Source organism: Streptococcus mutans (assembly GCF_006739205.1).
GTDB classification, from domain to species: domain Bacteria; phylum Bacillota; class Bacilli; order Lactobacillales; family Streptococcaceae; genus Streptococcus; species Streptococcus mutans.
Window position 1 is genome coordinate 409,056 of sequence record NZ_AP019720.1, and the last position, 19,124, is coordinate 428,179.

General features: G+C 41.5%; 12 protein-coding genes, 10 tRNA genes, 3 rRNA genes, 2 pseudogenes and 1 CRISPR repeat array. Of the genes and pseudogenes, 26 read left to right on the plus strand and 1 reads right to left on the minus strand.

Features of this window, described 5'->3' with window-relative positions; genetic code table 11:
* From cas7c to FNL60_RS02295, 18 genes and pseudogenes are all read left to right on the plus strand, one after another.
* Positions 1–876, plus strand: a complete 876-nt coding sequence (gene cas7c, locus FNL60_RS02200) for a type I-C CRISPR-associated protein Cas7/Csd2 (protein ID WP_002268386.1) — start codon at positions 1–3, stop codon at positions 874–876.
* 1 nt (position 877) lies between these two features.
* Positions 878–1,549 carry a CRISPR-associated protein Cas4 gene (gene cas4 / locus FNL60_RS02205; protein ID WP_002263665.1) on the plus strand — a complete coding sequence of 224 codons (672 nt, stop codon included), beginning with the start codon at positions 878–880 and terminating at the stop codon, positions 1,547–1,549.
* Positions 1,546–2,569, plus strand: a pseudogene (gene cas1c / locus FNL60_RS02210) (type I-C CRISPR-associated endonuclease Cas1c). The gene cas4 and the pseudogene cas1c overlap by 4 nt, the downstream one beginning before the upstream one ends.
* 10 nt (positions 2,570–2,579) lie before the next feature.
* Positions 2,580–2,873, plus strand: a complete 294-nt coding sequence (gene cas2, locus FNL60_RS02215; protein WP_002263664.1) for a CRISPR-associated endonuclease Cas2 — start codon at positions 2,580–2,582, stop codon at positions 2,871–2,873.
* A gap of 147 nt (positions 2,874–3,020) precedes the next feature.
* A CRISPR array of direct repeats spans positions 3,021–3,447; the repeat unit is 32 nt; unit sequence GTCGCACCCTTCACGGGTGCGTGGATTGAAAT.
* A gap of 148 nt (positions 3,448–3,595) precedes the next feature.
* Positions 3,596–4,402, plus strand: a pseudogene (locus tag FNL60_RS10350) (Fic family protein).
* Positions 4,403–4,938: 536 nt separating this feature from the next.
* Positions 4,939–6,495: ribosomal RNA gene (locus FNL60_RS02235) — 16S ribosomal RNA — on the plus strand.
* Positions 6,496–6,555: 60 nt separating this feature from the next.
* Positions 6,556–6,628: transfer RNA gene (locus FNL60_RS02240), tRNA-Ala, on the plus strand.
* A gap of 256 nt (positions 6,629–6,884) precedes the next feature.
* Positions 6,885–9,785 (plus strand): 23S ribosomal RNA (locus FNL60_RS02245).
* Positions 9,786–9,967: 182 nt separating this feature from the next.
* A 5S ribosomal RNA gene (gene rrf / locus FNL60_RS02250) occupies positions 9,968–10,083 on the plus strand.
* The 16S, 23S and 5S rRNA genes sit together here with 10 tRNA genes alongside, the layout of an rRNA operon.
* A 4-nt stretch (positions 10,084–10,087) precedes the next feature.
* Positions 10,088–10,160: transfer RNA gene (locus FNL60_RS02255), tRNA-Val, on the plus strand.
* 29 nt (positions 10,161–10,189) lie between these two features.
* Positions 10,190–10,262, plus strand: a tRNA-Asp gene (locus FNL60_RS02260).
* A gap of 27 nt (positions 10,263–10,289) precedes the next feature.
* Positions 10,290–10,362 (plus strand) — tRNA-Lys (locus FNL60_RS02265).
* A 9-nt stretch (positions 10,363–10,371) separates the two neighbouring features.
* Positions 10,372–10,453: transfer RNA gene (locus FNL60_RS02270), tRNA-Leu, on the plus strand.
* 14 nt (positions 10,454–10,467) lie between these two features.
* Positions 10,468–10,540 (plus strand) — tRNA-Thr (locus FNL60_RS02275).
* A 2-nt stretch (positions 10,541–10,542) separates the two neighbouring features.
* A tRNA-Gly gene (locus FNL60_RS02280) sits at positions 10,543–10,614 on the plus strand.
* Positions 10,615–10,621: 7 nt separating this feature from the next.
* Positions 10,622–10,707, plus strand: a tRNA-Leu gene (locus FNL60_RS02285).
* 13 nt (positions 10,708–10,720) lie between these two features.
* Positions 10,721–10,794, plus strand: a tRNA-Arg gene (locus tag FNL60_RS02290).
* Positions 10,795–10,846: 52 nt separating this feature from the next.
* Positions 10,847–10,920: transfer RNA gene (locus FNL60_RS02295), tRNA-Pro, on the plus strand.
* A 383-nt stretch (positions 10,921–11,303) separates the two neighbouring features.
* Here FNL60_RS02295 and FNL60_RS02300 read toward each other — a convergent pair.
* Positions 11,304–12,662: an aspartate kinase gene (locus FNL60_RS02300; RefSeq protein WP_002280165.1), complete on the minus strand. Its 1,359-nt coding sequence runs from the start codon at positions 12,660–12,662 to the stop codon at positions 11,304–11,306.
* 98 nt (positions 12,663–12,760) lie between these two features.
* Between FNL60_RS02300 and FNL60_RS02305 the strand changes: the two genes are divergently transcribed.
* The 8 genes from FNL60_RS02305 (at position 12,761) to fabG (ending at position 19,123) form a co-directional block, all read left to right on the plus strand.
* Positions 12,761–13,405 (plus strand): HAD family hydrolase, encoded by a 645-nt coding sequence (locus tag FNL60_RS02305; RefSeq protein ID WP_002262529.1) that lies wholly within the window; start codon positions 12,761–12,763, stop codon positions 13,403–13,405.
* A gap of 161 nt (positions 13,406–13,566) precedes the next feature.
* The gene (locus FNL60_RS02310) at positions 13,567–14,358 is read left to right on the plus strand and encodes an enoyl-CoA hydratase (protein ID WP_002262530.1); all 792 of its coding nucleotides are present in this window, start codon (positions 13,567–13,569) and stop codon (positions 14,356–14,358) included.
* Between the two features lie 329 nt (positions 14,359–14,687).
* Positions 14,688–15,122 carry a fatty acid biosynthesis transcriptional regulator FabT gene (fabT, locus tag FNL60_RS02315; RefSeq protein WP_002262531.1) on the plus strand — a complete coding sequence of 145 codons (435 nt, stop codon included), beginning with the start codon at positions 14,688–14,690 and terminating at the stop codon, positions 15,120–15,122.
* Positions 15,122–16,099, plus strand: coding sequence for a beta-ketoacyl-ACP synthase III (locus FNL60_RS02320; protein WP_002266866.1), 978 nt, complete (start codon positions 15,122–15,124; stop codon positions 16,097–16,099). Before fabT ends, FNL60_RS02320 begins: the two co-directional genes overlap by 1 nt.
* A gap of 59 nt (positions 16,100–16,158) precedes the next feature.
* Complete coding sequence (locus FNL60_RS02325) at positions 16,159–16,383, plus strand: acyl carrier protein (RefSeq protein ID WP_002262533.1); 225 nt, start codon at positions 16,159–16,161, stop codon at positions 16,381–16,383.
* A 102-nt stretch (positions 16,384–16,485) separates the two neighbouring features.
* Positions 16,486–17,451, plus strand: coding sequence for an enoyl-[acyl-carrier-protein] reductase FabK (gene fabK / locus FNL60_RS02330; RefSeq protein WP_002262534.1), 966 nt, complete (start codon positions 16,486–16,488; stop codon positions 17,449–17,451).
* Positions 17,452–17,453: 2 nt separating this feature from the next.
* Positions 17,454–18,374: an ACP S-malonyltransferase gene (gene fabD, locus FNL60_RS02335; protein WP_002280166.1), complete on the plus strand. Its 921-nt coding sequence runs from the start codon at positions 17,454–17,456 to the stop codon at positions 18,372–18,374.
* A 14-nt stretch (positions 18,375–18,388) separates the two neighbouring features.
* Positions 18,389–19,123, plus strand: a complete 735-nt coding sequence (fabG, locus tag FNL60_RS02340; RefSeq protein ID WP_002280167.1) for a 3-oxoacyl-[acyl-carrier-protein] reductase — start codon at positions 18,389–18,391, stop codon at positions 19,121–19,123.
* The last annotated feature ends 1 nt before the right edge of the window (position 19,124 follow it).

Genomic DNA, 19,124 nt, shown 5'->3' on the forward strand with positions numbered 1-19,124 from the left:
ATGTTGGAACAAAAAATTGATTTTATGGTAACAGTTGAAGTGAGAGAAGCGAATGCAAACGGAGACCCCTTATCAGGCAATATGCCCAGAACAGACGCTAAGGACTATGGCTTGATGAGTGACGTTTCCATTAAGCGTAAAATCAGAAATCGAATGCAGGATATGGGACAGCCTATTTTTGTACAAGCTAGGGATCGGGTCGATGATTGTATTTATTCCTTGAAACAACGTTTAGAGAATAAAGAGTTCTTTGATACTGTTAAAGAGGGGAGTAAGAAGAAAAAGTCAGTTGAGAATTTTGTAAAACAAATAAATGCAGAGTGGTTAGATGTTCGTAGCTTTGGTCAGGTGTTTGCTTTTGACGGTTATTCTGCTGCTAATGTTCGGGGTCCTGTATCTATTTCTTGGGCGAAAAGCTTAGAAAAGGTTGTAACTCAAAGTATGCAAATTACCAAAAGTACAAATAGTGAATTGAATAGTAAAACTGAGTTAGAATCTAGTACTATGGGAACAAAACATTTTGTGGATTACGGTGTTTATGTCATCAAAGGTTCGATTAATCCAAATTTTGCTGAAAAAACAGGATTTTCTGATGCTGATGCAGAAATTATCAAAGAAGTGCTAGTCAGTCTCTTTGAAAATGATGCCTCTTCTGCCCGTCCGGAAGGGTCAATGCGTGTTCGTGAGGTCTTCTGGTTTACTCACTCCAACAAGCTAGGCAATGTTTCTAGTGCGCGTGTCTTTGATTTATTAGAATTTGATAAGGAGAAGCAGGATAAAGACAGCTACGAAGACTATGCTATCCATCTTAATCAAGAAGAACTGGCAGAATATGAAGCAAAAGGTTTACAGGTTGAAATTATAGAAGGGCTGTAATATGGCTTATGCAGAAGATGATTATTTGATGTTATCAGGTATCCAGCATTTTCAATTTTGTAAAAGACAGTGGGGGCTAATTCACATCGAGCAGCAATGGGCTGAAAATGAAGCTACAGCTCATGGCCAGATTTTGCACCAAAAGGCGGATAATCCTTATATTAGGGAAAAGCGAAAGGATATTATCACTTCGCGGGCCATGCATGTTTCCTCAAAAACACTTGGTCTTTATGGAATTCTCGATGTTGTGGAATTTCATAAAGATAAAAATGGTGTTACTTTGAAAGGCAAAAGAGGAAAGTGGCTGCCCCGTATTGTTGAGTATAAGCGGGGAAAACCCAAAAGAGATACTCGCGATATTGTTCAGCTGGTAGCACAGACCATTTGTCTTGAGGAAACGTTTGGGTGTCCTATTGAGACTGGCTGTCTTTATTACCATAGCGTGAATCAAAAAAAGGTCATTGAAATTACGGAGGCATTGCGTCAAGAAGTTTTTGATTTAGCCGGACAAATGCATTATTATTATGATAATAAAATCATAGACAAGGCTGAATATTTTAAAAATTGTCCGTTATGCTCTTTAGTAGATATTTGTAAACCGCGTCTAAGTAAGAAATCTCGCAATGTAGCTAATTACATCAAGCGGCATGTGATGAGTGAGGAGAGTTTATGAAAAAATTGTTAAATACGTTATATCTCACACAAGATAATTTTTATTTAACGCGTGAGCGAGATAATATTGTTATCAAGCAAGAGGGAGCTGTTGTTCATCGTTTCCCCTATCGGATCATTTATGGCATCGTTTGTTTTTCATACCTAGGTGCCTCACCATCTTTGATTGAACTTTGTGCCAAAAATCAAATTAACCTTTCCTTTCATACGCCTCAGGGACGATTTTGTGGCCGTTTCGTTGGGCCGGCAAATGGCAATCCTTTTACGACGTCAGCAGTATAGGCTAGCTGATAATGACCTTTCTCTGGCGTATGCCAAACGGTTTATTCTGGCAAAGATTTCAAATGCCAGAAAGTATCTATTACGGTTTCGGCGTGACCATCGAGCCAAAATAAATCAACAACTTTTTGAGGAAGTCAATACTGAGTTGACTTTTGCTCTGGAAATGGTGGCTACTGCAAGAGATAAGGATACTTTACTTGGTATTGAAGGTCAAGCTGCTAACCACTATTTCCGTGCTTTTAATGATTTAGTCTTGACAGATAAGCAGACATTTCAATTTAAGGGACGGACACGACGGCCGCCGCAAGATTGTGTTAATGCACTTTTATCCTTTGGTTACAGTATGTTGACTTATGAGTGTCAGTCTGCCTTAGAGGCGGTTGGATTAGACAGTTATGTCGGATTTTACCATACAGATAGACCTGGTCGTGCCAGCTTAGCTTTGGATTTAGTGGAAGAATTTCGTTCTTATATTGTTGATAGATTTGTTTTTTCGTTGATAAATAAAGGACAATTAAGCAAAAAGCACTTTGACATTAAGGAAAATGGCAGTGTTATTTTGACTGAAAAAGGACGTGCTATTTTTATTGAAGCGTGGCAAAAGCGCAAGCATACGGAGGTTGAACACCCTTTCACCAAGGAAAAAGTCAAGTTAATGTTGTTACCTTATGTACAAGCTCAGCTACTATCTAAAGCTATTCGTGGAGAATTAGAATCTTATCCACCATTCTTAATCTAGGAGCAAATTTATGATGGTTTTAGTGACTTATGATGTCAATACGGAGACTGTAGCAGGAAGGAAACGACTACGACATGTCGCAAAACTCTGTGTTGATTATGGTCAGCGTGTGCAACATTCGGTTTTTGAGTGTTCAGTGACACCAGCCGAATTTGTAGAGATTAAAAATGAACTCTCAACAATCATTGACCAAGAATCAGACAGCATCCGATTTTATTTACTTGGCAAAAATTGGCAAAATCGGGTAGAAACGATGGGCCGAGATGACAGTTATGACCCCGATGTGGGGATACTGCTTTTATAAAAATTTGTGTGCGAATCTGGGTTGCACATCAAAACCAGAGACATTCGCGCACAAAACCAGAACTATAGTGATAAAAATTCAGTTTTTATTGAGCCAATTGGTTTAATAAATTCTCGATTTTAGTCACAAACGGTGCAACTACGCGCCGTCGCACCCTTCACGGGTGCGTGGATTGAAATTGCATTTGTTAGTTGATTATCTCGACCTGTCCCAGTCGCACCCTTCACGGGTGCGTGGATTGAAATAATTTGAAATGTCTATCCAATCAGAAGATTTATCAGTCGCACCCTTCACGGGTGCGTGGATTGAAATTACAGTGCGACTGACTGCAGTAATAAACACTAAGTCGCACCCTTCACGGGTGCGTGGATTGAAATAGAGCTCGAAAAGAGCATAACTAACCCAACAACAAGTCGCACCCTTCACGGGTGCGTGGATTGAAATACTGAAAAAGAATTACCAAGCAGTAATCATTGAGTCGCACCCTTCACGGGTGCGTGGATTGAAATAAGATGGCTGGAATATGAAGGAGAGGTAGAAAGGTCGCACCCTTCACGGGTGCGTGGATTGAAATTTCAAAAAATCCTGAAATAAACACTTCTGGTTTTTGTCGCACCCTTTAAAGGTTGGGTTTGTTTTTTAGTATAATAAAAGATAATAAAGGTGGAGAATTTTTTATAAAAATGTCTGGCACTGATTTTAACAAAGGAAAGAGTTCGTCCATGAAAGCAACATACAACATTGATAATCCCAATTTACCTTATCAGACCAACCTTGAACTTTGGCAGACAAGTTTTGGTCTTTCAGCAGGTGGATGGCTTAACGCCATCAGCTTATATGGAAGAATTGGCTGAGAAGCAGGCGCATGGAGATTATTCTTATGAATAGGTCTATGAGGGAATCATTGATTATCACAAATCAACGGATGACAGCACGGCTGAGGCTGATTTGGTTTCCTTGCGTATTGCATAGCATCGGGTTTAGCTTTAGTCCAGCTATCTTGCTGACAATTTGGTGTGAACTGTTTCAGAATATTTTTGGTTGTTCCATTCTCATTGGTTAGTTTCGTCAAACAAATATTTCTAAAAAAGAAGACGTACTGAATGGTGAAAGTGTTGTCTATGCTGATTTTTAGATAATTCAAACAACATTTGATTATGATTTTCAACAGAAGAAAGTTTTTCCAATACTTTGGGCTTTCAAAAGAAGCCATGGTTGAGCACATTCAACCCTTTATTTTAGACATTTGGCAGATTCATCTTTTCTGAAAGGGGAATACTAGAACGACGACAGTTTTTCTAATCAAGTATTTACGCGAATTTGATTTTAAAGTTGATAATACGCCCTTTCAAAAGCATGCTGAATTTTTCCGAGATGCCTTAGTTTTGGATAATGCCAAAATTTTGCAAAAACGTCTCGAGTTTTTGACTGTATTTTTTGAAAATCTCCTGCTTAGTGGAGAGAATGTCCTGTCTAGCGAGGAAATAGACCGAAACTTAGGCTTGGATAAAAATAGTAAAGTCAATTAACATCTGAGGACAGGAAGGTTTCTGACGTACCCTAAGTTTGAGGTAACTGAGATGACGTAGTTACTGACCGTCAAGATGTTATTACGAGAAACCATCACCTTTGTGGCGATTTTTTAGGGAATCTTGTCAACTGTAGTAGGTTGACCTATCTTAATATATGTTCACTTTCGTATGGGCTTCTATCGCATTATTACCAAGGCCGATGATGAGGAATTTGTCTGATTTCATAATTGTATTAATCTCAGTCCGTCCTTGGGTTTTATGTAAGGATAGCTCAGCAATCTTTGTCTGGCATTAATATTAGGATTTATTTTCTCCACCCCAAAATAAAACAGAAAAAAAGCGAGAAAAGCTATTGACAAAGGGGGGGAAGAGCTGGTAGAATAAAGAAGTTGTCTCAGAAAGAGGCAGAGCCCTTTGAAAACTGAACAAGAAGACGAACCAACCAAAGTGCAGGGTGACATAAAGAAATGTGACCTGTCAAAGAACGAAACATAAATCTGTCAGTGGACAGTAATGAGAAAGAACTCAAACGATTAAATGAGAGTTTGATCCTGGCTCAGGACGAACGCTGGCGGCGTGCCTAATACATGCAAGTGGGACGCAAGGGAACACACTGTGCTTGCACACCGTGTTTTCTTGAGTCGCGAACGGGTGAGTAACGCGTAGGTAACCTGCCTATTAGCGGGGGATAACTATTGGAAACGATAGCTAATACCGCATAATATTAATTATTGCATGATAATTGATTGAAAGATGCAAGCGCATCACTAGTAGATGGACCTGCGTTGTATTAGCTAGTTGGTAAGGTAAGAGCTTACCAAGGCGACGATACATAGCCGACCTGAGAGGGTGATCGGCCACACTGGGACTGAGACACGGCCCAGACTCCTACGGGAGGCAGCAGTAGGGAATCTTCGGCAATGGACGAAAGTCTGACCGAGCAACGCCGCGTGAGTGAAGAAGGTTTTCGGATCGTAAAGCTCTGTTGTAAGTCAAGAACGTGTGTGAGAGTGGAAAGTTCACACAGTGACGGTAGCTTACCAGAAAGGGACGGCTAACTACGTGCCAGCAGCCGCGGTAATACGTAGGTCCCGAGCGTTGTCCGGATTTATTGGGCGTAAAGGGAGCGCAGGCGGTCAGGAAAGTCTGGAGTAAAAGGCTATGGCTCAACCATAGTGTGCTCTGGAAACTGTCTGACTTGAGTGCAGAAGGGGAGAGTGGAATTCCATGTGTAGCGGTGAAATGCGTAGATATATGGAGGAACACCAGTGGCGAAAGCGGCTCTCTGGTCTGTCACTGACGCTGAGGCTCGAAAGCGTGGGTAGCGAACAGGATTAGATACCCTGGTAGTCCACGCCGTAAACGATGAGTGCTAGGTGTTAGGCCCTTTCCGGGGCTTAGTGCCGGAGCTAACGCAATAAGCACTCCGCCTGGGGAGTACGACCGCAAGGTTGAAACTCAAAGGAATTGACGGGGGCCCGCACAAGCGGTGGAGCATGTGGTTTAATTCGAAGCAACGCGAAGAACCTTACCAGGTCTTGACATCCCGATGCTATTCTTAGAGATAGGAAGTTACTTCGGTACATCGGAGACAGGTGGTGCATGGTTGTCGTCAGCTCGTGTCGTGAGATGTTGGGTTAAGTCCCGCAACGAGCGCAACCCTTATTGTTAGTTGCCATCATTAAGTTGGGCACTCTAGCGAGACTGCCGGTAATAAACCGGAGGAAGGTGGGGATGACGTCAAATCATCATGCCCCTTATGACCTGGGCTACACACGTGCTACAATGGTCGGTACAACGAGTTGCGAGCCGGTGACGGCAAGCTAATCTCTGAAAGCCGATCTCAGTTCGGATTGGAGGCTGCAACTCGCCTCCATGAAGTCGGAATCGCTAGTAATCGCGGATCAGCACGCCGCGGTGAATACGTTCCCGGGCCTTGTACACACCGCCCGTCACACCACGAGAGTTTGTAACACCCGAAGTCGGTGAGGTAACCTTTTAGGGGCCAGCCGCCTAAGGTGGGATGGATGATTGGGGTGAAGTCGTAACAAGGTAGCCGTATCGGAAGGTGCGGCTGGATCACCTCCTTTCTAAGGAAAAACGCAAAGCACATTAGGGGGAACTTCTTGTTTAGTTTTGAGAGGGTAAGTGGGGCCTTAGCTCAGCTGGGAGAGCGCCTGCTTTGCACGCAGGAGGTCAGCGGTTCGATCCCGCTAGGCTCCATTAAAACAGGATACTAACAGACGGTTCGCTTGCGAATACTTCTGTAGAAGATTATCTATTTTTCTAAGAAGTCAGTCTGGAGTTCAACTTCATATCTTGTTTAAGACAAGGAAGTCTATAAAATCCACTTAGGATATGTTAAGTATCCTAGAGATGGTTCATTGACAATTGAATAGCTAGTAAAAGCCCTATAGCGCAGCTATAGGGAAACAAAAAAGAAACCGAGACGCTGAAAAGCCAGAGAAACGAGAAATAAGGTTAAGTTAATAAGGGCGCACGGTGGATGCCTAGGCACTAGGAGCCGATGAAGGACGTGACGAACGACGACATGCTTTGGGGAGCTGTAAGTAAGCCTTGATCCAGAGATATCCGAATGGGGGAACCCAACAGGTAATGCCTGTTATCCATAACTGTTAAGGTTATGAGAAGGAAGACGCAGTGAACTGAAACATCTCAGTAGCTGCAGGAAGAGAAAGCAAGAGCGATTGCCTCAGTAGCGGCGAGCGAAGAGGCAGGAGGGCAAACCAGAGTGTTTACACTCTGGGGTTGTAGGACTGCGATAAAGCAGCCAAGGGAATAGAAGAAGACTCTGGGAAGAGTCGCCAGAGAGAGTAAGAGCCTCGTATTTGAAATTCACTTGATGCCAAGCAGGATCCTGAGTACGGCGGGACACGAGGAATCCCGTCGGAATCTGGGAGGCCCATCTCCCAACCCTAAATACTCCCTAGTGACCGATAGTGAACCAGTACCGTGAGGGAAAGGTGAAAAGCACCCCGGAAGGGGAGTGAAAGAGAACCTGAAACCGTGTGCTTACAAGAAGTTCGAGCCCGTTAATGGGTGAGAGCGTGCCTTTTGTAGAATGAACCGGCGAGTTACGTTTACGTGCGAGGTTAAGTTGAAGAGACGGAGCCGTAGGGAAACCGAGTCTGAAAAGGGCGGTTAAGTACGTAGATGTAGACCCGAAACCAAGTGACCTACCCATGAGCAGGTTGAAGGTGCGGTAAAACGCACTGGAGGACCGAACCAGGACACGTTGAAAAGTGTTTGGATGACTTGTGGGTAGCGGAGAAATTCCAAACGAACTTGGAGATAGCTGGTTCTCTCCGAAATAGCTTTAGGGCTAGCGTCGGTCGCGAGACTCTTGGAGGTAGAGCACTGTTTGATTGAGGGGTCCATCCCGGATTACCAATCTCAGATAAACTCCGAATGCCAACGAGTTAAGACCGGCAGTCAGACTGCGAGTGCTAAGATCCGTAGTCGAAAGGGAAACAGCCCAGACCACCAGCTAAGGTCCCCAAATAATTGTTAAGTGGAAAAGGATGTGGGGTTGCACAGACAACTAGGATGTTAGCTTAGAAGCAGCTATTCATTCAAAGAGTGCGTAATAGCTCACTAGTCGAGTGACCCTGCGCCGAAAATGTACCGGGGCTGAAACAATTTACCGAAGCTGTGGATCCCTTAGGGGATGGTAGGAGAGCGTTCTATGTGCGCAGAAGGTGTACCGCAAGGAGCGCTGGAGTGCATAGAAGTGAGAATGCCGGTATGAGTAGCGTAAGACAGGTGAGAATCCTGTCCACCGTAAGACTAAGGATTCCAGGGGAAGGCTCGTCCGCCCTGGGTTAGTCGGGACCTAAGGAGAGACCGATAGGTGTATCCGATGGGCAACAGGTTGATATTCCTGTACTAGAGTATTGAGTGAAGGAGGGACGCAGCAGGCTAACTAGAGCGTGCGATTGGAAGAGCACGTCCAAGCAGTGAGGTGAGGACTGAGTCAAATGCTTAGTTCTGCGCCACCAAGCTGTGACGGGGAGCGAAGTTTAGTAGCGAAGCTAGTGATGTCACTCTGCCAAGAAAAGCTTCTAGCGTTAATGAATACTCTACCCGTACCGCAAACCGACACAGGTAGTCGAGGCGAGTAGCCTCAGGTGAGCGAGCGAACTCTCGTTAAGGAACTCGGCAAAATGGCCCCGTAACTTCGGGAGAAGGGGCGCTGGCGATAAGTCAGCCGCAGTGAAAAGGCCCAAGCAACTGTTTATCAAAAACACAGCTCTCTGCGAAATCGCAAGATGAAGTATAGGGGGTGACGCCTGCCCGGTGCTGGAAGGTTAAGAGGAGCGCTTAGACGTTTGTCGAAGGTGTGAATTGAAGCCCCAGTAAACGGCGGCCGTAACTATAACGGTCCTAAGGTAGCGAAATTCCTTGTCGGGTAAGTTCCGACCCGCACGAAAGGCGTAATGATTTGGGCACTGTCTCAACGAGAGACTCGGTGAAATTTTAGTACCTGTGAAGATGCAGGTTACCCGCGACAGGACGGAAAGACCCCATGGAGCTTTACTGCAGTTTGATATTGCGTATCTGTTACACATGTACAGGATAGGTAGGAGCCAAGGAAGAGTGAACGCTAGTTTACTTGGAGGCGATGTTGGGATACTACCCTTGTGTGATGGCTACTCTAACCCGGTAGGTTGATCATCTACGGAGACAGTGTCTGACGGGCAGTTTGACTGGGGCGGTCGCCTCCTAAAGTGTAACGGAGGCGCCCAAAGGTTCCCTCAGACTGGTTGGAAATCAGTCGCAGAGTGTAAAGGTATAAGGGAGCTTGACTGCGAGACAGACAAGTCGAGCAGGGACGAAAGTCGGGCTTAGTGATCCGGTGGTACCGTATGGAAGGGCCATCGCTCAACGGATAAAAGCTACCCTGGGGATAACAGGCTTATCTCCCCCAAGAGTTCACATCGACGGGGAGGTTTGGCACCTCGATGTCGGCTCGTCGCATCCTGGGGCTGTAGTCGGTCCCAAGGGTTGGGCTGTTCGCCCATTAAAGCGGCACGCGAGCTGGGTTCAGAACGTCGTGAGACAGTTCGGTCCCTATCCGTCGCGGGCGAAGGAAATTTGAGAGGATCTGCTCCTAGTACGAGAGGACCAGAGTGGACTTACCGCTGGTGTACCAGTTGTTCTGCCAAGAGCATCGCTGGGTAGCTAAGTAGGGAGGGGATAAACGCTGAAAGCATCTAAGTGTGAAGCCCCCCTCAAGATGAGATTTCCCATAACGTTCAGTTAGTAAGAGCCCTGAGAGAAGAACAGGTAGATAGGTTGGGAGTGGAAGCGTTGTGAGACGTGAAGCGGACCAATACTAATCGCTCGAGGACTTATCCAAAAATAAGTGACTAAGGGCGTAAAATCCGCCTGAAAAATAGGAAATGGGTGCAGTGTTTGATGGACACCAGACCATTTCTCTTTTTTCCAAGGATTTAGCCCGAGTACCATTTTTTAAAGAAAGCAGGCGCAGCGTCGGTTTCAGTGGCTAGCTATTCAATCGTGAGTGAGCGATCACGCTTGTTAAGTGATGATAGCCTAGGGGAGACACCTGTACCCATGCCGAACACAGCAGTTAAGCCCTAGCACGCCTGAAGTAGTTGGGGGTTGCCCCCTGTGAGATAGGGTCATCGCTTAGCAAGAGGGAGTTTAGCTCAGTTGGGAGAGCATCTGCCTTACAAGCAGAGGGTCAGCGGTTCGAGCCCGTTAACTCCCATAACTAAGTAACTAAAGTGATTAGTTAGAGGTCCCGTGGTGTAGCGGTTATCACGTCGCCCTGTCACGGCGAAGATCGCGGGTTCGATTCCCGTCGGGACCGTCTTTTTCTGAAAAGAGAGGGATCATCGACTCGTTAGCTCAGTTGGTAGAGCATTTGACTTTTAATCAAAGGGTCACTGGTTCGAGCCCAGTACGGGTCATCAAGAGATGCGGGTGTGGCGGAATTGGCAGACGCACCAGATTTAGGATCTGGCGCTTAAGGGCGTGGGGGTTCAAGTCCCTTCACCCGCATATAGAGGAGATAGGCCGGCTTAGCTCAGTTGGTAGAGCATCTGATTTGTAATCAGAGGGTCGCGTGTTCAAGTCATGTAGCCGGCATTGCGAACGTAGTTCAGTGGTAGAACATCACCTTGCCAAGGTGGGGGTCGCGGGTTCGAATCCCGTCGTTCGCTTTAGGAGGCCGGGGTGGCGGAACTGGCAGACGCACAGGACTTAAAATCCTGCGAAGGGGAACCTTCGTACCGGTTCGATTCCGGTCCTCGGCATAAATAAGAAGGAGCACCCTTGGCTCAACTGGATAGAGTACCTGACTACGAATCAGGCGGTTGCAGGTTCGAATCCTGCAGGGTGCATGAGTGGGGTTAGTAAAGGACTAGCACACTTTAATGATGAGGAGAGGTTTTACGGGAAGTAGCTCAGCTTGGTAGAGTACTTGGTTTGGGACCAAGGGGTCGCAGGTTCGAATCCTGTCTTCCCGATTATAGTCCTTTATTAATTGTAGTGAAGAGATATAGACTTATTGTCAACATAGTGGGTTGACTTATACTGACATTTAGAGAGGATTGCTTAATCTTCTTTTTTTGGTATTCAAAATGATAAGGCCTAATTAATTATTCAAATATGATGTTAATATTAGGAAGAATCGTTGACTAAAAATATTTAACATTATATGAATTGTATAAAAATTGAAGTTTCGTATAAAATGCTCTGTAACTTTAGAAGTTAGTTTATTTAGGTTAGATTATGAATGAACATGGGAAAGTGCAATTTATTACGGCATAAAAAAACTCCGAAATTCTATAGCAATTTACTTACTAAAAGAATTATAGAGTTAAAAATATTGGCCTATTAAAATAACTATTTACTCATCTTTCATAAAAAATGTTTGGTATAAGGCTCTAACTGCTTGTTTTTCTTGTTCAGTTTTGATAACAAACATAACGGATACTTCACTGGAACCTTGGGAAATCATTTCCAAGTTAATATGCTTTTTGGAAAATGCTTCAGCAGCTTTGGCAGTCACCCCAATGTGATTTTTCATATTTTCTCCGACAATCATGATAATAGAAAGATTGCGTTCAATTTCAACTTCGTCAACTTCTAATTTACGAGTTAATTGTGAGATGATTTCTTGCTCTTTTATAGGGGTCAATTCACGGCCTCTTAAAATAATTGACATATCATCAATACCGGTCGGAATATGTTCCCAACGAATGTTCAATTCTTCTAAAACTTGAAGAACTTTGCGACCAAAACCGATTTCTCTATTCATCAGATATTTGGAAAGATTAATACTGACAAAATCATCATCTCCGGCAATACCAACAACTGGTATAGTGGCACCAGTATGCGCAAGAACAATTTTTGTGCCTGAATGTTCGGGATTATTTGTATTTTTAATAACAAGGGGAATTTTTCCGCGATAGGCAGGGATTAAGGCTTCGTCGTGGAGTACTGAAAAGCCTGCGTAAGCCAATTCACGCATTTCACGATAGGTTAGTTCTGAAATAGAATGTGGCTTATGCACAACCCCTGGGTGAGCTGCAAAGATACCATCTACATCGGTAAAGTTTTCATAAAGGTCAGCTTTAACACCCGCTGCGACAATTGAACCAGTAATATCAGAACCACCGCGCGAAAAAGTACAGATTTGGTTATCAATTGTGACACCAAAAAAACCAGGAATAACTAAAACTTCGTCACTATCTCGCAATTCTTCTAATTTATCATAACTGGATGGAATAATCCGAGCATTACCGGGTTCACTTGTAACAATGATACCTGCTTTTTTAGGGTGAATATAACGAGCAGAGAGCCCATTTTTCCTGAAGTATTCGGCAATTAATTTGGCATTATTGTCCTCACCTGCGGCTAGGAAAGTATCATATAGGAAATCATTATCTTCAATAGGCAAATTTGCAAGATCAACAATAGCTTTAGTAATTTTTTCTAAGATATTTTGACCAAGGCCAAGTTCATCAATAATAGCACGGTAGCGGTTGATAATCCAAGATTGGTCAGCAGTAACGTCTTTATCTGAAGTATAAGATCTATAGTATCTAATGAGAGCATCTGTAACTTTTGTATCTTGGGCGTCACGCTTACCCGGAGCAGAAACAACAACAAAGCGTCGCTCTTCGTCTGATTTTATGATATTCAGAACTTTTTCTAATTGTGTTGCAGAGGCCAATGAACTACCACCAAATTTTACGACTTTCATATTTTCTCCAAAATCAATAAAGTTACATAAATTATAGCAAAATTCAGAAAATTTGTCAGTATTTTTTATGGTAAAATAAAGAAAAGAAAGAGGTAGTGATGGCAACTAAAGCAGTCATTTTTGATATGGATGGTGTTCTTTTTGATACAGAAGGTTTTTATTATCGAAGGCGAGAAATTTTTTTAAATGATAAAGGAATTTCCATCAAACATATACCACCAGCATTCTTTATTGGGGGGAATATGAAGCAGGTTTGGCAAAAGATATTGGAAGATGATTATGCTAACTGGGATGTTGAACAGTTACAAAAGGATTATACTAGTTATAAAAATAAACATCCTCTGCCTTACCAAAATTTGATTTTTCCCGATGTTAAAGTCATTTTAGAAAAACTCAAGCAGCATCAATTTAAAATAGCTTTAGCATCTAGTTCAACTAAATCAGATATCTTACTGGCGCTCAATAAGACAGGGATTTATGATTATTTTGACCTTGTTTTATCGGGAGAAGAATTTCCTGAGAGCAAGCCCCATCCTGCGATTTATAATGAAGCTGCCTATCAGTTGGGTTTTCCTAAATCAGAATTACTGATTATTGAAGATAGTGAGAAAGGGATTGCTGCTGGAGTATCTGCTGGCATAGAAGTTTGGGCTATCAAAGACAGAACATTTGGACTTAATCAAAGAGCTGCTAGTCGCTTGTTTTCTAATTTGACAGAAGTGGTTGATTTTCTTTTAAAATAAAAAGCGTAAAAAAACTATTTTTATTTTTGAGAACTCCTTATTTTTATGATAAAATGTAGAAGTTAGGAACTTTGATTTTCAAACTATTTTTGTCAAGTAAGCAGACAATTTGATTATCTTAATATTTAATCATTTTGAATTAGAGATGGAGAAATAAGAAGATGGATTTTAAGGAAATTCTGTACAATGTGGATAATGGTGTAGCGACTTTAACGCTGAATCGTCCGGAGGTTTCTAATGGATTTAATATCCCTATTTGTGAGGAAATTTTGAAGGCCATTGATATTGCTAAAAAGGATGACACAGTACAAATTTTACTGATTAATGCCAATGGGAAAGTCTTTTCAGTTGGTGGCGATCTGGTTGAGATGCAAAGAGCTGTTGATGCAGATGATGTACAATCTCTTGTTCGCATTGCAGAACTTGTCAATAAAATTTCTTTTGCTTTAAAACGTTTACCTAAGCCGGTTGTCATGAGTACAGATGGTGCAGTTGCAGGTGCTGCAGCTAATATAGCGGTAGCTGCAGACTTTTGTATTGCCAGTGACAAAACACGCTTTATTCAAGCCTTTGTGAATGTCGGTTTGGCCCCTGATGCCGGAGGACTTTTCTTATTAACGAGAGCCATTGGTATTACTCGTGCAACACAACTTGCCATGACCGGTGAAGCTTTAAATGCAGAGAAAGCTTTGGAATACGGTATTGTTTACAAAGTCTGTGAGCCAGAGAAACTAGAAAAAATAACAGATCGTGTCATTACACGTTTGAAACGTGGCTCAGTTAATTCTTATAAAGCCATTAAAGAAATGGTTTGGCAAAGTTCATTTGCAGGTTGGCAGGAATATGAGGATCTAGAATTAGAATTGCAAAAGTCATTAGCATTTACAAATGATTTTAAAGAGGGAGTGCGTGCTTATACAGAGAAACGCCGTCCTAAATTTACAGGAAAGTAATATTCTTGATTGCTCTGTTAAAAGTGTAAGTATAGGCTGGGACAAAAATGTTCCGCCTTTTTATTGTGCAGTGGTTGATTAAATTTTCACATCTTGGTTTTTTTAGGATCAAACTTATACCTAATTGAAGTCGCAATGAAATGACAATTTCTTAATTTTTATACGTAATCTTATAAATTTACACTATTTTGTGGGTGATTGCATAGTAATCATAGAAATTTGTCTCACTCTTCTGTTTTTATAATTTAATTTTAAATAAACTTGCAATTTGGGTCATCTTTTGATAAACTTTGATAGTCAAAGTTTATTTATGTGTGGGAGGTGACATATTGGATTATAAACAAATTAATACCTATTTAGTTGATATTTTCAATAAAATTATGATTATCGAAGAGATGAGCTTGAAAACAAGTCAATTTAACGATGTGTCTTTAAAAGAGATGCATACGGTAGATATTATTGGAAAAAATGCCAATGTGACACCGAGTGATATTGCTCATGAGTTATTAGTAACTTTGGGAACGGTTACGACCAGCTTAAATAAGCTTGAAAAAAAAGGTTATATTGAACGGACGCGTTCACAACTTGATAGGCGCGTTGTTTATTTAACCCTGACACAAAAAGGAAGACTGCTTTATCGTTTACATAATAGGTTTCATAAAAATGTGGTTAATCGAATCACAGAAGCAATGGATGCGACGGAGCTTGGTGCTTTGGAGAAGGGGCTAAGAAACCTTCATCAATTTCTTGAGGGGTTAGTTTAATGACTTTTGCAAAGATTAGTCAAGCAGCATATTATGTACCATCACAGGTTGTCACCAATGATGATTTATCTAAAATAATGGATACCAGTGATGAATGGATTACAAGTCGTACGGGAATAAGAGAGCGCCGTATTAGTCAATCCGAAGATACCAGTGACTTAGCCAGTCAGGTAGCTAAAGAACTTTTAAAAAAAGCCTCATTAAAGGCGAAAGAGATTGATTTTATTATTGTTGCTACAATTACTCCGGATGCAATGATGCCATCAACAGCTGCTTGTGTCCAAGCGAAAATTGGTGCAGTGAATGCTTTTGCTTTCGATTTAACTGCCGCCTGCAGTGGATTTATTTTTGCACTTTCAGCTGCGGAAAAAATGATTAAATCCGGTCAGTACCAGAAAGGTTTAGTTATCGGTGCAGAAGTTCTATCTAAAATCATCGATTGGTCGGATCGAACAACAGCTGTTCTTTTTGGAGATGGAGCTGGCGGTGTTCTTTTAGAAGCAGATTCTTCTGAACATTTTTTATTTGAATCTATTCATTCAGATGGCAGTCGTGGTGAAAGTTTGACATCAGGTGAACACGCTGTTTCGTCACCCTTTTCACAGGTTGATAAAAAAGATAACTGTTTTCTAAAAATGGATGGTCGAGCTATATTTGACTTTGCTATTCGTGATGTGTCAAAAAGTATTTCGACGCTCATTAGGAAGTCAGATATGCCTGTAGAAGCGATTGATTATTTCTTATTACATCAGGCTAATATTCGTATTTTGGATAAAATGGCTAAAAAAATTGGCGCTGATAGAGAAAAATTTCCTGCTAATATGATGAAGTATGGTAATACCAGTGCAGCAAGTATTCCTATTTTATTAGCCGAATGTGTCGAAAATGGAACTATAGAGCTAAATGGTTCACACACTGTTCTCCTGAGCGGGTTCGGTGGGGGTTTGACATGGGGCAGTTTAATTGTTAAAATTTAGTTATACAATTGTGCTTGGCACAGTATATAAAAAATTATTTCTTATAAAGGAGAAAGAAAATGGCAGTATTTGAAAAAGTACAAGAAATTATTGTTGAGGAACTCGGCAAAGATACAGATGAAGTTAAATTAGAAACAACTTTTGATGAACTTGATGCAGATTCCCTTGATGTCTTTCAAGTTATTTCCGAAATTGAAGATGAGTTTGACATTCAAATCGAATCTGAAGATGGACTTAACACAGTTGGTGATTTAGTTGCTTTTGTTGAAGAAAAAACAAAATAAGTAGTATTTTGAGAGTATTCTTGTAAGAATATTCTTTCTTCTTTATTATAATAGTTTGACTGTCAAATTATTGATTGAAAAACTTAGAGAGTTTAATTTAAAATGAAAACGCGTATTACAGAATTATTAGATATTGAATATCCTATTTTTCAAGGAGGAATGGCTTGGGTAGCTGATGGTGATTTAGCGGGAGCTGTATCAAAAGCTGGCGGTTTAGGAATTATCGGTGGTGGAAATGCGCCCAAAGAAGTTGTTAAGGCGAATATTGACAAGATCAAAGCTGTGACAAATAAACCATTTGGAGTCAATATTATGCTTTTATCTCCTTTTGCTGATGATATTGTTGACTTGGTTATTGAAGAAGGTGTCAAAGTTGTCACAACTGGTGCAGGTAACCCAGGTAAATATATAGAACGTTTCCATGAAGCAGGTATTACTGTCATTCCTGTTGTTCCTAGTGTTGCTCTTGCTAGACGTATGGAAAAATTAGGTGCTGATGCCGTTATTGCTGAAGGAATGGAAGCAGGTGGACATATTGGTAAATTAACAACAATGACTTTAGTGCGTCAAGTTGTAGATGCCGTCAACATTCCTGTTATCGGAGCTGGTGGTGTAGCCGATGGTCGTGGTGCAGCGGCAGTATTTATGCTTGGTGCTGAAGCCATTCAGGTAGGAACACGTTTTGCAGTTGCCAAAGAATCGAATGCCCATGCGAATTTTAAAAAGAAAATTTTAAAAGCCAAAGATATTGATACTGTTATTTCCGCGTCTATTGTTGGTCATCCTGTACGTGCAATCAAAAATAAATTATCTTCTGCCTATGCAACTGCAGAAAAAGAATTCTTGCGTGGTGAAAAGAGTCAAGAAGATATTGAAGTTCTTGGTGCTGGAGCTCTTCGCAATGCTGTTGTTGATGGCGATGTTGATAATGGTTCTGTTATGGCAGGTCAAATTGCAGGATTTGTTACTAAAGAAGAAACTTGTGAAGAAATTTTGAAAGATTTATATTATGGTGCAGCAAAAGTCATTAAGGCTGAAGCAGCACGCTGGGCAGACGTGGAGAAATAATAATGACAAAAACAGCATTTTTATTTGCTGGCCAAGGAACTCAAAAACTTGGTATGGCAAGTGATTTGTATGAAATTTACCCAGTTGTCAAAGAGACTTTTAAAACCGCTCATTCAATTTTGGGATATGATGTTCGTGCTTTGATTGATAATGATGAAGAAAAGCTAAATCAAACACGTTATGCACAGCCAGCGATTTTAACAACCTCAGTAGCTATTTATCGTCTTTTGAAAGAAAAAGGTTATCAACCAGACATTGTTGCTGGACTGTCACTAGGAGAATACTCTTCTCTTGTTGCAGCCGGTGCCATTTCATTTGAAGATGCCTTAGCCTTGGTTGCCAAACGTGGTGAATTTATGGAAACAGCAGCACCCGCTGGAGTGGGGAAAATGGTTGCTGTTATGAATACTGACCCTAGGCTCGTTGAAGAGATTTGCCAGAAAGCCAGCTCTAAAGGCATTGTTAGTCCAGCTAATTATAATACTCCTACACAAATTGTTATTGGTGGTGAAGTGGCAGCTGTTGATTATGCTGTGGAACTTTTAAAGGAAGCTGGTAGTAAACGTTTGATTTCTCTTAAAGTTTCTGGTCCCTTTCATACGGCTCTTTTGAAATCTGCTAGTCAAAAATTGGCTCAAGCTTTGGAAAATATTAAGTTTTCAGATTTCACGCTTCCACTAGTGGGAAACACTGAGGCTGAAATTATGGAGGAACATGAGATTAAATCTTTGCTTGCTCGTCAAGTTAAGGAACCTGTTCGTTTCTATGAATCTATTGCTGTAATGCAAAAATTTGGTGTGAATAACTATGTTGAAATTGGACCTGGTAAGGTCTTGAGTGGTTTTGTGAAAAAGATTGATAAATCTGCAAAGATCTCAGCTGTTGAAGACTTAGCTAGTTTGCAGGCTTTCTTAGATAACTAGAAGAGGTGTTTTAGATGGAAATCAAAAATAAAAATGTTTTTATCACAGGTTCAACTCGTGGTATCGGTCTAGCTATTGCTCATAAATTTGCTCAGGCGGGAGCTAATATTGTATTAAATGGTCGCTCAGAAATTTCTCAGGACCTAGTAGTTGAATTTAAAGATTATGGTGTCAAAGTAGCGACAATTTCAGGTGATGTCTCTCATTTTGAAGATGCTAAACGTATGGTTGATGAAGCTACTGAAGCATTGGGAAGCGTTGATATCTTGGTTAATAATGCTGGAATTACCAATGATAAGCTGATGTTGAAGATGACAGAAGAGGACTTTGAAAGGGTTCTTAAGATCAATTTGACAGGTAGCTTTAACATGACTAAAGCTGTTTTGAAACCAATGACCAAAGCTCGCCAAGGTGCTATCATTAATATGTCTAGTGTTGTTGGACTTGCTGGAAACGTTGGTCAGGCTAATTACGCAGCTTCTAAAGCTGGTTTGATTGGCTTTACCAAGGCAGTTGCTCGTGAAGTCGCGGCTAGAAATGTACGTGTTAACGCTATTGCACCAGGTTTTATTGAATCTGAGATGACTGAACGTATTCCAGATAAGATGAAAGACGCTATGTTAAATCAAATTCCAATGAAAACATTTGGAAAGACTGAAAATGTTGCTGAAGTTGCTATATTTTTAGCTCAACAAGATTATCTGACAGGTCAAGTTATTGCTATTGATGGCGGCATGACCATGCAATGAT

Excerpts from the sequence above, each read along its gene's own strand:
- fabK (WP_002262534.1), top strand. The coding sequence starts at position 16,486 with ATGAAAACGCGTATTACAGAATTATTAGATATTGAATATCCTATTTTT.
- cas4 (WP_002263665.1), top strand. The coding sequence starts at position 878 with ATGGCTTATGCAGAAGATGATTATTTGATGTTATCAGGTATCCAGCAT.
- fabD (WP_002280166.1), top strand. The coding sequence starts at position 17,454 with ATGACAAAAACAGCATTTTTATTTGCTGGCCAAGGAACTCAAAAACTT.
- cas2 (WP_002263664.1), top strand. The coding sequence starts at position 2,580 with ATGATGGTTTTAGTGACTTATGATGTCAATACGGAGACTGTAGCAGGA.
- FNL60_RS02310 (WP_002262530.1), top strand. The coding sequence starts at position 13,567 with ATGGATTTTAAGGAAATTCTGTACAATGTGGATAATGGTGTAGCGACT.
- cas7c (WP_002268386.1), top strand. The coding sequence starts at position 1 with ATGTTGGAACAAAAAATTGATTTTATGGTAACAGTTGAAGTGAGAGAA.
- FNL60_RS02300 (WP_002280165.1), bottom strand. The coding sequence starts at position 12,662 with ATGAAAGTCGTAAAATTTGGTGGTAGTTCATTGGCCTCTGCAACACAA.
- fabG (WP_002280167.1), top strand. The coding sequence starts at position 18,389 with ATGGAAATCAAAAATAAAAATGTTTTTATCACAGGTTCAACTCGTGGT.
- FNL60_RS02305 (WP_002262529.1), top strand. The coding sequence starts at position 12,761 with ATGGCAACTAAAGCAGTCATTTTTGATATGGATGGTGTTCTTTTTGAT.
- FNL60_RS02325 (WP_002262533.1), top strand. The coding sequence starts at position 16,159 with ATGGCAGTATTTGAAAAAGTACAAGAAATTATTGTTGAGGAACTCGGC.
- FNL60_RS02320 (WP_002266866.1), top strand. The coding sequence starts at position 15,122 with ATGACTTTTGCAAAGATTAGTCAAGCAGCATATTATGTACCATCACAG.